This is a genomic window from Fictibacillus iocasae (assembly GCF_042665465.1).
In the GTDB taxonomy this organism is placed as follows: Bacteria; Bacillota; Bacilli; order Bacillales; family Fictibacillaceae; genus Fictibacillus; species Fictibacillus iocasae.
On the sequence record NZ_JBHTCP010000003.1, the window covers coordinates 105,271 to 121,335 of the forward strand.

Consider the following 16,065-nt stretch of genomic DNA (forward strand, 5'->3'; position numbering starts at 1 on the left):
GAGGAGAATGTTCTTATGGCAACAGACTTTGACGTAGTCATCCTCGGCGGGGGCACTGGCGGCTATGTAGCCGCCATACGTGCTGCCCAGCTGGGTAAGAAAGTAGCAGTTGTAGAAAAAGGTAAGCTTGGCGGAACATGCCTGCATAAGGGCTGCATCCCTTCAAAAGCATTGCTTAGAAGCGCAGAAGTGTATGCGACAGCGAAAAAGGCAGAAGAATTCGGCGTAGAAGTGAAAGCGGTTACTTTAAACTTTGCGAAGATGCAAGAGCGAAAACAAGGCATCGTCAACCAGCTGCACATGGGCGTACAATCGCTGATGAAAAAAGGAAAGATACAACTATTTGAAGGGACAGGCAGGATCCTAGGGCCATCTATTTTTTCACCGATGCCGGGCACTGTTTCAGTTGAGTTTAACGATGGAACAGAAAATGAAATCCTCATTCCGCAAAATGTTGTCATCGCTACTGGCTCTCGACCTCGCACATTGCCAGGCCTAGAAGTTGACGGTGTGCAAGTGATTACGAGTGATGAAGCATTAGAAATGGAGAGCTTGCCAGATTCTATTATTATTGTTGGCGGCGGTGTGATTGGAATCGAATGGGCTTCCATGCTGCATGACCTTGGGGTAGAGGTAACCGTCGTGGAGTACGCCGACCGAATTGTCCCTACAGAGGATGAGGATATTTCTAAGGAAGCCGAACGAGTGCTGAAGAAGAAAGGCATCACGGTCGTCACTAGTGCGAAGGTACTGCCCGAAACACTGCAAAAAGGCGAGAAAGTCATCATTTCTGCAGAGGTAAAAGGCACGCAAAAATCATTTAGCGCCGACCGCATTCTTGTATCAGTGGGAAGACAAGCAAATGTGGAAGGAATCGGCTTAGAGAACACGTCGATTAAGATTGATGCAGGCTATATTCAGACGAACGAATATTATCAAACGGAAGAAAGCCATATTTATGCAATCGGCGATGTGATTGGTGGACTTCAGCTCGCACATGTTGCTTCACATGAAGGGATCACAGCAGTCGAACATCTAGCCGGGGAAAAACCTCATCGTATCAATTACGATAATGTGTCAAAATGCATCTATTCATCACCAGAGATGGCAAGTGTCGGTTTGACGGAAGCACAAGCGAAAGAAAAAGGATTTACCGTGAAAATTGGTAAGTTTCCGTTCAAAGCAATTGGAAAGGCTTTAGTATACGGACAGAGTGATGGCTTCGTGAAAATCGTAGCTGATCAAAAAACGGATGACATACTTGGCGTTCATATGATCGGACCTCACGTGACGGACATGATCTCAGAGGCGGGCCTTGCCCGTGTATTGAACGCGACCCCGTGGGAGCTGTCTCAGACCATTCATCCGCACCCCTCCCTTTCGGAGATTTTTGGTGAAGCGGCTCTGTCAGTTGAAGGAAAAGCAATTCATTTTTAATCATAGGAGGTTGATACCATGACTGAAAACCGTCATGAACGATTAGGGTTATCCGATCAGGATGTCCTTCAGATGTACAAAACGATTTTGCTCGCACGAAAAATAGATGAAAGAATGTGGCTTTTAAATCGCGCCGGAAAAATACCTTTCGTTATCTCATGTCAAGGCCAGGAAGCAGCTCAAGTCGGTGCAGCCATGGCGCTTGATAACACGAAAGATTATGTTCTGCCCTACTACAGAGATATGGGTGTGGTCCTTCATTTCGGCATGACGGCGCGCGACTTAATGCTTTCTGCTTTTGCAAAAGCAGAGGACCCTAACTCGGGCGGCCGCCAGATGCCAGGTCATTTCGGCTCCAAGAAGCTGCGCATCGTCACAGGATCATCTCCTGTAACGACGCAAGTGCCGCACGCTGTAGGTGTAGCGCTTGGCGGAAGGATGGAAGGCAGCGACCTTGTGACATTTACAACGTTTGGGGAAGGATCTTCCAACCAGGGAGATTTTCATGAAGGCGTAAACTTTGCGTCTGTTCATAAACTGCCTGTTATTTTCATGTGTGAGAACAACAAATATGCGATATCCGTTCCTATCTCGAAGCAGCTCGCATGCAAGAATGTCTCTGACCGCGCAATCGGCTATGGCATACCTGGAGTGACCGTGGATGGAAACGATCCGCTTGCGGTTTATGAAGCGGTGAAGGAAGCCGCCGACCGGGGGCGCCGCGGAGAAGGCCCTACGCTAGTGGAAACGGTCTCATACCGACTCACGCCGCATTCATCGGACGATGATGACAGAGCGTACCGCACTCGTGAAGAGGTGGAACAAGCAAAAGCGAAGGATCCCGTCCATACGTTCAGCGCGTATTTAAGAGACCTTGGAATCCTGACAGAAGAAGTAGAAAACCAGATCAACGATGAAATCAAAAAAGAAGTAGACGAAGCGACGGAATATGCGGAAAACGCATCCTATGCCGATCCAGAATCAGCAATGCGCTTTGTATACGCGGAGTAAGGGGGAGCAACCATGGCGATCATTTCATATATCGATGCCGTCACGCAGGCTATACGCGAAGAGATGCAGCGTGATAAAAAGGTTTTTGTAGTAGGTGAAGATGTTGGGGTACGGGGCGGAGTGTTCAGAGCGACTGCCGGACTTATCGAAGAATTTGGTGAAGAGCGCGTGATTGACTCTCCGCTTACCGAATCGGCGATTGCCGGAGTTGGAATAGGTGCTGCCATGTATGGCATGCGCCCTATTGCTGAGATGCAGTTTGCCGATTTTATCATGCCGGCCGTTAACCAGATCGTTTCCGAAGCGGCCAAAATCCGCTACCGCTCCAATAATGACTGGACTTGTCCGATCACGATCCGTGCTCCATATGGCGGCGGCGTGCATGGTGCCTTGTACCACTCCCAGTCTGTAGAAGCCCTTTTTGCAAGCACACCGGGCCTTAAGATCGTAATGCCTTCAACCCCTTATGATGTAAAAGGATTGTTAAAAGCGGCTATTCGTGATGAAGACCCTGTCTTGTTTTTTGAACATAAACGCGCATACCGCCTCATTAAAGGGGAAGTGCCAGACGAGGAATATGTGCTGCCGATCGGCAAAGCCGACGTGAAGCGCGAGGGTGAAGACATTACCGTCATTACATATGGACTTTGCGTCCATTTTGCCCTGCAGGCAGCAGAGCGCCTTGAAAAAGACGGTGTCAGCGCGCATGTGCTGGATTTGCGTACCGTCTATCCGCTGGATAAAGAAGCGATCATAGAAGCGGCTACAAAAACCGGAAAAGTTCTCCTTGTTACCGAAGACAACAAAGAAGGAAGCATCATGAGTGAGGTAGCAGCGATTATCGCTGAGAATTGCTTGTTTGATCTTGATGCTCCGGTTAAACGTGTGGCAGGACCTGATGTACCGGCTATGCCTTATGCACCAACAATGGAGAAACATTTCATGGTAAACCCAGATAAAATTGAAAAGGCGATGCGTGAACTGGCAGAATTTTAATGACAAGGGAAAGGAGATATACTATGGCTGTTGAAAAAATAACGATGCCCCAGCTTGGGGAGAGTGTGACAGAGGGAACGATCAGCAAATGGCTGGTAAGTCCGGGTGATCGTGTCAATAAATATGATCCTTTAGCAGAAGTAATGACAGATAAAGTGAACGCTGAAATCCCTTCTTCTTTTAGCGGAGTGATTAAAGAGCTGATTGCTCAAGAAGGTGACACACTAGCTGTTGGTGAACTCATCTGTTCCATAGAATCGGAAGGCTCTGAGGCTGCTGAGGCTGCTGAAGCTGCTGAAGCTGCTGCGGATGAAAAGCCTGATAATGTAACCGCCTTACAAGCCAAAGACAAGCCAGCTGCAGAAGCAAAGGGACGATATTCACCTGCTGTTGTACGTCTTGCTGGAGAACATAACATTGACCTTCAAGCGGTTAATGGAACAGGGTTAGGCGGTCGCATCACTCGAAAAGACATTCAAAAGCTGATTGATTCAGGTGAAAGGCCATCAGTCCCACAAACGCCAGAAGCCGTGAAGAAGGACGTACCTTCTTCATCACCACAGCCTGCTCAATCTATGAGATCAGCTGCTGAGCGCCCTGCGCAGACTGTCAGCGCACAAGCCGCACCTGGGGATATTGAGATTCCAGTATCAGGTGTACGGAAAGCGATCGCTGCCAACATGGTAAGGTCCAAACATGAAGCACCACACGCGTGGACGATGGTAGAAGTGGATGTCACGAACCTTGTGAACTTCCGCAATTCGGTAAAAGGTGAGTTTAAATCAAAAGAGGGCTACAACCTGACGTTCCTTCCGTTTTTTATTAAAGCGGTAACAGAATCGTTAAAAGAATTTCCGCAAATCAACTCCATGTGGGCGGGCGACAAGATCATTCAGAAGAAGGATATTAACATATCCATCGCGGTCGCAACCGATGACGCCCTTTATGTGCCGGTTATCAAACATGCGGATGAAAAGAGCATTAAAGGTATTGCCCGTGAGGTGAACGATTTGGCAGGCAAAGTGAGGGCTAACAAGCTTTCAGGAGATGACATGAAAGGCGGAACGTTCACGGTAAACAATACCGGTTCATTCGGATCGATCATGTCCACGCCGATTATCAATTATCCTCAAGCAGCGATACTTTCCGTTGAATCTATCGTCAAACGCCCTGTCATTATTGACGGCATGATCGCGGTAAGAGATATGGTCAACCTGTGCTTGTCACTCGATCACCGAGTTCTAGACGGATTAGTCTGCGGAAGATTCCTTGCCTCAATCAAGCAGCGTTTGGAGACAGTTTCAAAGGATACAACATCTCTTTATTAATTTTTTTAAAAAAGAGGTTTACTAGAAAGATGAGCGGGTATATTCAGACTATAGAATACCCCATACCCCCTAAGGAAAAGTGCCGGAAATAGATCCGGCGCTTTTTCTTTTGTATTTGCGCCGCATTGAGTAGAATAGAGATGAAGGGAAGTGAAATCGTGAATTTTCAGTTCAATCAATTTAACTTATTTAACGATGTAGTAGAGACGGCAAGAAAGGAAATGATAGAAGCAGGCTACCAGCAGCTCCAAACACCAGAGGAAGTGACAGCAGCTTTGGATAAAAAAGGGACTACTCTTGTTATGGTCAACTCGGTGTGCGGCTGCGCAGGCGGCATCGCACGCCCGGCTGCCGCGTTCGCTCCTAAAGGAGAAAGGGCACCCGACCAGCTAGTCACGGTGTTTGCTGGACAGGATAAAGACGCGACCGAAAAAGCTCGCAGCTATTTTACCGGCTATCCGCCCTCTTCACCATCATTCGCACTGATGAAAGACGGAGAGATTCAGATGATGGTAGAACGCCACGAGATCGAAGGATCGGATCCGATGGAAGTGGTAAACAAACTTCGCGAGGCATTTCAAAAATATTGCTCATAATAGGAAATCAAGGCAGCCGGAAAAGATCTGGCTGTCTTTTTTTTGACCTTTAAGCGAAGTAGAAGTTTTTAACAGAGGAGAAATCCGACGCAGTCAAAACGTTAGGAGCGTAGTGTACGTTCAACTAAGGCTGACTTAAAGTCTTGTCGTCAGCCGAGGTTTCTTTATGCATGATTATTCAGAATAATAAATAAACATCCAGTACAGCTAAACGTGTGTTAAAATCCATTTTAGTGAATAAATATGAATTTTTGTCATAGGTGTTGCCAAGCAGAGATTTATTAATCATACTATTTTTAATTGTCGCACATTTTACTATTACACAGAGATGGGGTTGGATTTATGGCTAGAAAAAAACTGGCGGTTCTCCTTTTCGCCGCTATCATGCTGATCGGCCTTGCCGGACAAAGTTTTGTTCAAGGTGTACCGTCAGCAGAGGCAAAAGAAAAGCATGCTAAAACTTTGGTGATGGGTACTTCTGCTGATTATCCTCCGTATGAGTATATTGATACAGCCAAGAGCAATGAGATCATTGGCTTTGACATTGATATAGCCAAGCATATTGCGGATGAACTCGGCTACAATCTTGTGGTGAAAGACATGGACTTTAACGGACTTGTTCCTGCCGTCGATTCTGGACGCGTCGATTTTGTCATGGCAGGCATGACACCGAACGAGGAAAGAAAACAGAAAGTTGACTTTTCGAAAATTTATTACAGTGCACAGCAGCTGATCGTTACAAACGATAAAAACATAAAAGAAATTGAAGACTTAAAAGGCAAGGCCCTTGGTGTTCAGCTAGGTTCGATTCAAGAGAAAGAAGCCAAAAAAATCACGGACAAGGTTGATGAAGTTAAACTCGAAAAAAGAAATAAGATTCCTGACCTCGTACAAGAGCTTCAAACCGGCAGGATCGATGCGGCGATCATTGAAGACGGGGTAGCCGTAGAATATCTGAACAAAAACAGCAAATTAAAAGCGTTCGTCATTCCGAATACAGGGTCTGCTGGATCAGCGGCCGCCTTCCCAAAAGGCAGCAAGCTGACTGAGCAGTTTAACCAAGAAATCGATAAGATGAAAGAGAGCGGTGAACTGGACAAGCTCGTACAAAAATGGTTCAAGATTGAAAAGAAAGACAGCGAAAAAGAGGATACTTCAGGCATTGATTTTTCGGCGATCTCTATTCCGTTCATCTTAAAAGGCATCATCACGACCTTGAAATTTGTATCGGTATCGATCGTACTAGGATTTTTCCTTGGATCGCTGCTCGCACTCATGAAAATTGCCAAATTTGCTCCACTCCGCTGGTTCGCTGACGCATATACGTCCATCTTCCGCGGAACACCGCTTATTTTGCAGCTGTTATTCTTTTACTTTGCAACGCCTCAGCTTACAGGGTACGAGATATCTCCATTCTTGGCGGGTGTGCTCACATTCGGCCTTAACTCTGCCGCTTATATTTCAGAAATCATCCGTGCCGGAATCAACGCCGTCGACAAAGGGCAGCGTGAAGCATCTCTAGCACTTGGCGTGCCGTACAGCAAGATGATGCGTCAGATCATCCTTCCGCAGGCCTTAAAAAACATTCTGCCTGCTTTAATGAACGAATTTATTACGCTAACAAAAGAATCCGCGATCATCGCCGTGATCGGGGTTATGGATATCATGCGCCGCTCGCAGATCGTCGGTGCCGATACGTACCGTTATTTTGAGCCGCTGATCGTTGCGGGACTTATCTATTATGTGATGGTAATGGCACTTACTGTATTAGGACGCATGGTTGAAAGGAGAATGAGCCGCGGTGATTAAGATCAAGAATCTATCCAAGCAATTCGGAAAAAATGAAGTATTGAAAGATATTTCTCTCGACATCAAAACAGGTGAGGTGGTCGCGATTATCGGGCCTTCTGGCTCAGGGAAGTCTACGCTTCTCCGCTGCATCAACAACCTGGAAACCGCAACAAAAGGCGAAGTATGGTTCAAGGATCAAGAGGTGACAGGAAAAAAGACGGACATTCAGAAGATCCGTACAAAGATCGGTATGGTGTTTCAGCATTTTCATTTGTTTCCTCACATGACAGTCCTTGAAAATGTCATGTATGCCCCTAAAACCGTGAATGGCTTATCTAGTGCCGATGCAGCAGCACAGGCGAAGGAACTGCTAAGCAAGGTTGGGCTGCTGGAAAAGGCTGATGAATATCCAGCCCGCCTTTCCGGAGGACAAAAGCAGCGTGTGGCGATCGCACGTGCATTGGCGATGAAGCCGGAAGTGATGCTGTTTGACGAGCCGACAAGCGCTCTTGATCCTGAAATGGTCAAAGAAGTGCTTGACGTTATGAAGTCTTTGGCCGGCAGCGGCATGACGATGGCAATCGTCACACATGAAATGGGATTTGCGCGAGAAGTGGCAGACCGAGTGCTCTTTCTAGATGAGGGGAAACTGGTAGAAGACGCTTCTCCTCAGGAGTTTTTCTCATCACCAAAATCAGAAAGAGCAAGAGCGTTTCTTGAAAAAGTGTTATAGTGGAAGAGGCCCCAGTAATGGGGTCTTTTGTTTGTTCTCGTGATTTAGGGAAACCTAATTGAAAGAAAGAAGAGGGGCTTATTTAGAAATGGAACCGTTTAAAATCGGGTATCGCACGTTAAAAACCGCACTCGGTGCAGCTGCTGCGATTTGGATCGCTCAAATGCTGGAGCTGGAATTTTACAGCTCAGCCGGCATCCTGACGATCCTCTGCATAAAAATTACGAAGAAGCGTTCCCTGATCTCTTCATGGGAACGAATTTTGGCTTGCTTGATCGGGATCGTGATCGCCTCGGTTATCTTTTCGATAATCGGTTATCATCCCGCCGCGCTGGCACTATTGTTTTTGCTGTTTATTCCGGTTGCCGTATCGTTTAAAGCGAAGGAAGGCATTATTACGAGTTCGGTAATCATCCTTCATCTGTACAGCGTGAAAAAACTGTCCTGGGATATCATTAGCAACGAACTCGCGCTGATCGCCATAGGTGTCGGAACGGCTCTTGCAGCGAACCTTTATATGCCGAGCATGGAGCGAGAGCTGAAAAAACTGCAGCAGGAGATAGAGGTTAAATTCAAGCTCATCTTTCACGAATTTTATTTATATCTTCATCTGGACAGCCATGATTGGGACGGCAAAGAAATTACCGAGTGTGCAGCGCTGATTAAAAAGGCAAAAAGCCTTGCATTTCGAGATGTAGAGAATCATTTTGCGCGTTATGAAAATGAATATTACCATTATTTTAAAATGCGGGAAAAGCAGTTCGAAATCATCGAACAGATGCTGCCAATCATCTCGTCGATCGATAAATCGTACATACAAGGAGAGAAGCTTGGGTTGTTCTGTGAGAGCTTAAGCGAAGGCGTTCATCCTGGGAACACAGCGGTCTTGTTTTTGAACAGACTGCAGCAGATGCGCCACGAGTTCCGCGAAATGCCGCTCCCGAAAACACGTGAAGAATTCGAAACAAGGTCGAAATTGTTTTTCTTGCTTAATGAAGTAGAGCAGTATCTAGAGATTAAAAAAACGTTCAAAAAAAGTGATGTTTAAGAATGGTCTTTTAGCCGCGTGAAATACTAAAAATAAAAAGCGGTGAATCAGATGTTCTGGATTAAAACGTCAGTATTCTTCTTGCTCGCCTTGTCTCCTGTATGGCCGCTTGGAAGCGCGGCCGAAACAGGTGATCCCTTTGTGATCATTAATAAAACTTCCAACACACTCGCTTTGGTTGAACATGGAAAGATTGTGAAGACCTTTCCGGTCGCAACAGGAAAAGAAGACCGTTTAACACCTGTTGGATCGTTCACTGTGACAGTGAAAGCAGTAAATCCTTATTACCGCAAAGCGAACATTCCGGGTGGAGACAAGGACAACCCGCTCGGCTCGAGATGGATCGGGTTTGATGCGCGTAACACCGACGGGCGGATGTACGGGATACATGGCAGCAACAACCCTGCATCGATTGGAACATACGCCTCCAACGGCTGTGTGCGAATGCTGGAGGATGACGTCCAGTATGTATATGATCATATCCCCGGAGGCGCAGCCGTCATCGTTGTCAAATCGAAATATGGGTTTGATGATATTTTGCGTCATTTGAAAAGCCAATAAGTGAAAAAATAAACAATGCCGCAGCGGAAAGTGAACCTTCCGCCGCGGCATCTTTTACATAAATAAGCTTAACCCTGTCAGCAGTGATGTGATGACGAGTGAGGCAATCATCACATACACCACTGCTTTTATGAGCTTCGGTGACATTTATTGACATCCTTTCATAACAGCACGACTTGCCTTTTTATTTATTTTAACGGTATTTGCTATCCTAAGACAAGGATAGCATGAACACCACTTCAAATAGTAGGCCAAATGCCGGGGTCCGGTACTTTATCGTTTCTCTTCATGTATTGCAGCTAAAGAGGGAGTTGCGTACCGTACCCCAGGTCTCCAAGTCTAGTATTTGTCGAAAAAATGAAGAATCAAGCAGGAAATAGCGCTTACATGACGAATTTTATAGTGTTAGTCCGTAAGCGGCATAAGTTCATGACCGCATATGGAGTGAAGGAACAAGAAGCCATCATGGAAATTCTTATACAGGAGGCGCTATTAATCATGCAGCAGCGTTATGAAGAGTGGAAAAGAAAAACGGAAGCGTTGATGGAGAAATTTCCTGAGCGGAGAAGTGCATTTTCGACAAGTTCTGATATACATATAGACCGTCTATACGGACCTGAAGAAAAAGGGTATCCAGAAGAGAAGCTTGGACTTCCAGGGGAATACCCTTTCACCCGCGGTATACAGCCGACGATGTACCGCGCGCGCCATTGGACTATGAGGCAGTATGCCGGTTTTGGATCGGCTGAAGAAACGAACCAGCGTTTTCGCTATTTGCTAGAGCAGGGGCAGACCGGATTGTCTGTCGCGTTTGACCTCCCCACTCAAATCGGCTATGACTCGGACCATCCAATGGCTAGAGGCGAAGTAGGAAAAGTCGGTGTGGCTATTGATTCACTTGTAGATATGGAAGCACTATTAAAAGATATACCGCTCGATCAGGTTTCTACTTCAATGACGATCAACGCACCGGCCGCGGTGCTGCTCGCGATGTACATCGCGGTAGCGGAAAAGCAGGGAGTTCCTGCTTCTAAAATTTCAGGAACCATACAGAATGATATTCTCAAAGAATACATCGCGAGGGGAACCTATATCTTCCCGCCAAAGCCTTCTATGCGTCTGATTACCGATATTTTTGCGTATTGCAAAGACAATGTACCGAAATGGAACACCATTTCCATATCAGGTTACCATATCCGTGAAGCAGGATCGAACGCGGTCCAGGAGCTCGCTTTCACTATCGCGAACGGGCTGGCGTATGTTGATGCAGCGATTGAGGCCGGGCTGCATATCGATGAATTCGCCCCGCGACTGGCCTTCTTTTTTAACGCGCACAACGAATTCTTTGAGGAAGCGGCGAAGTTTAGAGCAGCACGCCGTATCTGGGCGAGATTTATGAAAGATACATATGGCGCACAGAACCCAAAAAGCTGGCAGCTTCGTTTTCATACCCAGACAGGTGGATCAACATTGACAGCGCAGCAGCCGGATAATAACATCGTGCGTGTGACGCTTCAGGCGCTCGCCGCTGTGCTCGGAGGCACGCAGAGCCTTCATACGAATTCAAGAGATGAAGCACTCGCCCTGCCGACAGAGGAGTCCGCCCGCATCGCTCTTAGAACACAGCAGATCATCGCCCATGAAAGCGGGGTTGCCGATACGGTCGATCCGCTAGCAGGGTCTTATTACGTGGAAAGTCTGACAGATTCTCTTGAAGCAGGGGCACTTGAATATATCCAGAAAATCAAGGAGCTCGGAGGGGCCGTCTCGGCGGTCGAACAAGGGTATATGCAGCGGGAAATTCATCATACCTCCTATGAGACGCAGAAAGAAATTGAGAGCGGCAAGCAGATTATTGTCGGAATGAATTCGTTCACACTTGAAAACGAAGCACAGCCTGAGCTTTTGAGAGTAGATCCTGCACTCGGTGAAAAACAAAGAGCGAAACTTGAGTTGCTTCGTGAAAAGAGAGAGGCCAACCGAGCGAGCGCTCAGTTGGAAGTGCTTAGGCAGACAGCTCGTTCTTCAAGCAACTTAATGCCCGTCATATTGGATTGTGTGAAATCGTATTGCACGATCGGAGAGATTTGCGGCATTTTGCGCGAAGAGTTCGGCGAATACAGGGGAATATAGAGAGAGCGGGGAGTAATCATGAACAAAACGATACGTGTGTTAATAGCGAAGCCGGGATTAGACGGCCATGACAGAGGAGCGCTTGTCGTCGCACAGGCTTTGAGAGATTACGGCATGGAAGTGATCTACACAGGTCTGCGCCAGACACCTGAACAGATTGTTGCATCGGCCATTCAGGAAGATGTGGACGCCATCGGACTATCGTGCCTCTCTGGTGCACATAACGAGCTTTTTCCTGAAATCACAAGACTGCTGCTAGAACGAGGGGCAGAAGATATCATCGTTGTTGGAGGCGGTGTGATTCCTTGGGAAGACATCCCGTTCCTCGAATCAAAAGGGATCAGAAAGATTTTCACGCCTGGAACGCCCACGATTGATACAGCGAAATATATCGAGAAAGCAGTCGCCGAGAGAGAGGGCTATGCAGCTGCTCCTTTAACAGAAGCGCCAAAAAAAATCGACCACATCGGCATCGCGGTCACGTCACTTGATGAGTCGCTCCCTTTTTACGTGAACGTTCTCGGATTGAAGCTCGAGGCGATCGAAACAGTAGCAGAGCAGGGTGTGAAAGTCGCGTTTTTGGCGATCGGAGAGTCGAAAATTGAGCTTCTCGAGCCGACAGACCCTTCTAGTGCGGTCGCTGAGTTCATTGCAAAGCGCGGTGAAGGTGTCCATCATGTGGCACTTGGAGTCAGTGATATCAACCAACGGATAGCAGAACTGAAGCAGCACGGCATCCAGATGATCCATGATCAGGCTGTAAAAGGTGCGGGAGGGGCAGAGATCGCTTTCTTGCATCCGTCATCCACACGCAAAGTATTAGTCGAGCTGTGCGAGAAAAAGAGAGGAGACAGCTGATAGATGGATATGTTTGATAAGATTAACGAGCTGTATGACAAAAAGACAAAGATCGAGCTTGGCGGCGGAGACGACCGTATTGAAAAGCAGCATGAACGAGGCAAGTGGACGGCCAGAGAGCGGATCTCCTATTTGCTGGATGAAGGGACCTTTGTAGAATTGAACCCGTTTATCGAGCACCGCTGCGTCGATTTCGGGCTTGGCGGAATGGAAGCGCCGGGTGAGGGCGTCGTGACGGGCTACGGCAAGATTGACGGCCGGCCGGTCTACCTTTTCGCACAGGATTTTACCGTGTTTGGCGGCGCGCTCGGAGAGATGCATGCAGAAAAAATCAGTGCAGTCATGGATTTGGCAGCGAAAAATGGAACGCCGTTTATCGGGCTTAACGATTCCGGCGGTGCCCGCATTCAGGAAGGTGTCGTTTCCCTAGACGGTTACGGCCATATTTTCTACCGAAACGCCATCTACTCTGGTGTCATCCCGCAAATTTCTGTCATTATGGGGCCCTGTGCCGGAGGAGCGGTTTATTCTCCAGCGATCACGGATTTTGTCTTTATGGTGGAAAAGACGAGCCAGATGTTTATCACCGGTCCGAAAGTGATCGAGACGGTCACTGGTGAAAAGATTTCGTCTGAAGATCTTGGCGGTGCCAAGGTTCACAGCACAAAGAGCGGAAATGCCCATTTTACCGGTGAGACGGAGGCAGAAGTGCTCGACCAGGTTCGGCGCCTCATATCTTATCTGCCGCAGAACAACGAGCAGAAGCCGCCTGCAGCCGAATACCGTTCTTCAGAGAAAGAGGATGACAGACCAGATTTAGCGGATCTTGTACCATTCGAATCAGCCAGGCCATATGATGTCCGCACGGTGATCAAACAGGTAGTCGATGAAGAGAGCTTTATGGAAGTGCACGCTGGTTTTGCCAGAAATATTGTCGTCGGCTTTGCGCGCATCAAGGGAGAAGTGGTAGGATTAGTGTGCAACCAGCCAAAAGTGATGGCTGGCGGTCTTGATATTGATTCTTCGGATAAAGCGTCCCGGTTTATCCGGTTCTGCGATTCGTTTAACATTCCGATCATCACGTTTGAAGATGTGACAGGCTTTTTTCCTGGTGTTAAACAAGAGCATGGGGGCATCATCAGGCACGGTGCCAAAATATTATACGCCTACTCAGAAGCAACGGTCCCGAAGATTACGGTGATCACAAGAAAAGCGTACGGAGGGGCATACGTCGCTCTTAACAGTAAATCGATCGGCGCAGACCTTGTGTTTGCCTGGCCGAACGCTGAAATCGCGGTGATGGGTCCTCAAGGGGCAGCAAACATTATTTTTGCCCGTGAGATCGGAGCGAGCAGTAACCCTGAAGAGGTTCGAGCCGCGAAGATTGAAGAGTACCGAACTAAATTTGCCAATCCTTATGTCGCTGCTGCCAGAGGAATGGTGGATGATGTGATCGATCCGCGAGAAACGAGGATCAAGTGCATACAGGCGCTCGATATGCTGCGGACAAAGAAAGAGACAAGGCCGTACAAAAAACACGGGAACATACCACTTTAGAACTGGAGTTGTTGATTCATGGTTAACGAGCAGCGCTTGCTCGACGAGTTTTTAGAGCTTGTCCAGATTGATTCTGAAACAATGTTTGAAACGGAAATCGCTAAAGTATTGACGCAAAAGTTTACAGCGCTTGGCGTAGATGTATATGAGGACGATGCGGCGTCAAAGACCGATCATCGTGCCGGCAATTTGATTTGCACGCTCAAAGGCAATAAAGAAGGCGTGGATCCGATTTATTTTACCTCGCACATGGATACCGTAGTGCCTGGAAAGGGCGTAAAGCCCTCAATAAAAGATGGCTATGTTGTCACAGACGGGACGACCATTCTTGGTGCGGATGACAAAGCAGGCTTGGCGGCAATGTTCGAAGCGATCCGCCTGCTAAAAGAACAAGACATCAAGCACGGAGACATCCAGTTCATCATCACGGTCGGTGAAGAATCGGGTCTTGTTGGAGTAAAAGTACTCGATCCTTCAAAGATTACAGCGAAGTATGGCTATGCCCTAGATAGTGACGGGCCGGTAGGTGATATTATCGTCGCAGCACCTACACAGGCAAAGCTTTTCGTCGATATTTTCGGTAAGACGGCTCATGCTGGAGTAGCGCCAGAAAAAGGGGTGTCTGCGATCACGATCGCAGCAAAAGCGATCTCGCGCATGCCGCTTGGCCGTATTGACGAGGAAACGACGGCTAACATCGGGCGCTTTGAAGGCGGCAGTCAAACGAACATCGTATGTGATCATGTGAAAATTTTGGCTGAAGCACGCTCGCTTATCAATGAAAAGATGGAAGTGCAAACAGCGAAGATGAAAGAAGCGTTTGAAACAGTGGCCTCAGAACTTGGAGGACGTGCAGAGGTCGAGGTCGTTGTTATGTACCCAGGTTTTAAGTTTGGCGACGGCGATCATGTTGTTGAGCTTGCCAAAAGAGCAGCAGCCCGAATCGGCAGACCGTACAGACTGCTTCAAAGCGGTGGCGGAAGCGACGCGAACGTTATTGCCGGTCATGGCATACCGACTGTGAACTTGGCGGTTGGATATGAAGAAATTCATACGACGAATGAAAGAATGCCTGTTTCTGAACTTATGAAAACAGCGGAGATGATCATCGCAGTCATTCAGGAAACGGCAGAATCAAATTAAAAAAAGGCCGGATTCGGCCTTTTTTCACTATAAAGGCAATAAATAAAACCGATAATGTGAATAGACGTCATAGTGAATCATTTCATCATTTTGTTATTGGAATTCTACTTTCGGTTGACATTGACTTTACATATTATGTAAGATGTTTTTAACATCAAAATGAAATACATAGAATAGCCCAAGCCGGACATTTGGAGGAAAATTAATGAGTGAGCTTGCTAACTTGCATATGATGCTGAATTATATGCGGGGAGTGTACAAAGTACTAGAAGAAGATTGGCAGAAATCAGCCAAATCGATCGGTCTGACTCAGGCGGAACAGCATGTACTATGGATTGTTCATCTTGAACAGGAAGTGACCGTTTCGCGCATCGCACAAATTGGATTATGGGATGTTTCGACGGTCATGCAGGTGATTAAAAGGCTGCGCGAAAAAAACCTGGTTGAAGTGATAAAAAAGAATTCCGACCGCCGTGTGTCATATGTGAAGCTGTCGGAAGAGGGTGTAGAAAAACAAAAGCAATCAGCCAATTTTCAATGCAAGTTGTATGATTTTATTAAAGTCCAAATGGAAGATGAATCCAAAAAAACGTTTATGGCAGATCTTATTCGTTTTCATAAAGAACTGAACGATCATTTTCACGGAAGTGATTATGTCGAATGGATCGTGAATACCGGAAAGGCGCTGGAGGAGGCAAGATAATTATCTTGCTTCTTTTTTTGCACTTTAAAGAAATTATACTTTTTAACAAAGGTGAATCTCGACGCAGTCAAAAAGTTTAGGAATAAAGTTATCATGAACGAAGCAACTCCTGTACGTAACAGCGTAGGTTAATTTGGTTAGACTGTTTGTACTCAAACAAAACCAAATCA

At 47.0% G+C, this 16,065-nt stretch carries 15 protein-coding genes; 14 read left to right on the top strand and 1 reads right to left on the bottom strand.

The features are described from left to right. Positions 1-15: 15 nt before the first annotated feature. From lpdA to ACFQPF_RS02155, 9 genes are all read left to right on the top strand, one after another. The gene (gene lpdA / locus ACFQPF_RS02115; RefSeq protein WP_379745800.1) at positions 16-1,437 is read left to right on the top strand and encodes a dihydrolipoyl dehydrogenase; all 1,422 of its coding nucleotides are present in this window, start codon (positions 16-18) and stop codon (positions 1,435-1,437) included. Positions 1,438-1,455: 18 nt separating this feature from the next. Then, a complete protein-coding gene (locus ACFQPF_RS02120; RefSeq protein WP_379745802.1) occupies positions 1,456-2,448 on the top strand; it encodes a thiamine pyrophosphate-dependent dehydrogenase E1 component subunit alpha in 993 nt (330 codons plus the stop codon). A 12-nt stretch (positions 2,449-2,460) separates the two neighbouring features. After that, a complete protein-coding gene (locus ACFQPF_RS02125; RefSeq protein ID WP_379745805.1) occupies positions 2,461-3,444 on the top strand; it encodes an alpha-ketoacid dehydrogenase subunit beta in 984 nt (327 codons plus the stop codon). Positions 3,445-3,467: 23 nt separating this feature from the next. Then, complete coding sequence (locus tag ACFQPF_RS02130; protein ID WP_379745808.1) at positions 3,468-4,772, top strand: dihydrolipoamide acetyltransferase family protein; 1,305 nt, start codon at positions 3,468-3,470, stop codon at positions 4,770-4,772. Between the two features lie 158 nt (positions 4,773-4,930). After that, positions 4,931-5,368 (top strand): BrxA/BrxB family bacilliredoxin, encoded by a 438-nt coding sequence (locus ACFQPF_RS02135; protein ID WP_379745811.1) that lies wholly within the window; start codon positions 4,931-4,933, stop codon positions 5,366-5,368. Between the two features lie 342 nt (positions 5,369-5,710). Next, entirely contained in the window at positions 5,711-7,177 is a 1,467-nt protein-coding gene (locus ACFQPF_RS02140) for an ABC transporter substrate-binding protein/permease (protein WP_379745814.1), read from the top strand. Continuing rightward, a complete protein-coding gene (locus ACFQPF_RS02145; protein ID WP_379745817.1) occupies positions 7,170-7,892 on the top strand; it encodes an amino acid ABC transporter ATP-binding protein in 723 nt (240 codons plus the stop codon). The genes ACFQPF_RS02140 and ACFQPF_RS02145 overlap by 8 nt, the downstream gene beginning before the upstream one ends. An 88-nt stretch (positions 7,893-7,980) precedes the next feature. Beyond that, on the top strand, positions 7,981-8,940 hold the full coding sequence (locus tag ACFQPF_RS02150) for an aromatic acid exporter family protein (protein ID WP_379745820.1): 960 nt from the start codon (positions 7,981-7,983) through the stop codon (positions 8,938-8,940). Between the two features lie 51 nt (positions 8,941-8,991). Then, positions 8,992-9,501: a L,D-transpeptidase gene (locus ACFQPF_RS02155; protein WP_379745823.1), complete on the top strand. Its 510-nt coding sequence runs from the start codon at positions 8,992-8,994 to the stop codon at positions 9,499-9,501. 54 nt (positions 9,502-9,555) lie between these two features. Here the strand turns inward: ACFQPF_RS02155 and prli42 are convergent, their stop codons facing one another. Further along, positions 9,556-9,648: a stressosome-associated protein Prli42 gene (gene prli42, locus ACFQPF_RS02160; RefSeq protein WP_165766713.1), complete on the bottom strand. Its 93-nt coding sequence runs from the start codon at positions 9,646-9,648 to the stop codon at positions 9,556-9,558. A gap of 351 nt (positions 9,649-9,999) precedes the next feature. Here prli42 and ACFQPF_RS02165 point away from each other — a divergent pair, with 351 nt between their 5' ends. The 5 genes from ACFQPF_RS02165 to ACFQPF_RS02185 all read left to right on the top strand — a co-directional run bounded on the left by ACFQPF_RS02165 (position 10,000) and on the right by ACFQPF_RS02185 (position 15,895). Continuing rightward, positions 10,000-11,634 (top strand): acyl-CoA mutase large subunit family protein, encoded by a 1,635-nt coding sequence (locus ACFQPF_RS02165; protein ID WP_379745864.1) that lies wholly within the window; start codon positions 10,000-10,002, stop codon positions 11,632-11,634. Positions 11,635-11,652: 18 nt separating this feature from the next. Further along, positions 11,653-12,492, top strand: coding sequence for a methylmalonyl-CoA epimerase (gene mce / locus ACFQPF_RS02170; protein WP_379745826.1), 840 nt, complete (start codon positions 11,653-11,655; stop codon positions 12,490-12,492). 3 nt (positions 12,493-12,495) lie between these two features. Further along, entirely contained in the window at positions 12,496-14,049 is a 1,554-nt protein-coding gene (locus tag ACFQPF_RS02175; protein WP_379745829.1) for an acyl-CoA carboxylase subunit beta, read from the top strand. An 18-nt stretch (positions 14,050-14,067) separates the two neighbouring features. Continuing rightward, complete coding sequence (locus ACFQPF_RS02180; protein ID WP_379745832.1) at positions 14,068-15,192, top strand: tripeptidase T; 1,125 nt, start codon at positions 14,068-14,070, stop codon at positions 15,190-15,192. Positions 15,193-15,397: 205 nt separating this feature from the next. Next, positions 15,398-15,895: a MarR family transcriptional regulator gene (locus ACFQPF_RS02185; protein WP_379745834.1), complete on the top strand. Its 498-nt coding sequence runs from the start codon at positions 15,398-15,400 to the stop codon at positions 15,893-15,895. Positions 15,896-16,065: the final 170 nt, after the last annotated feature.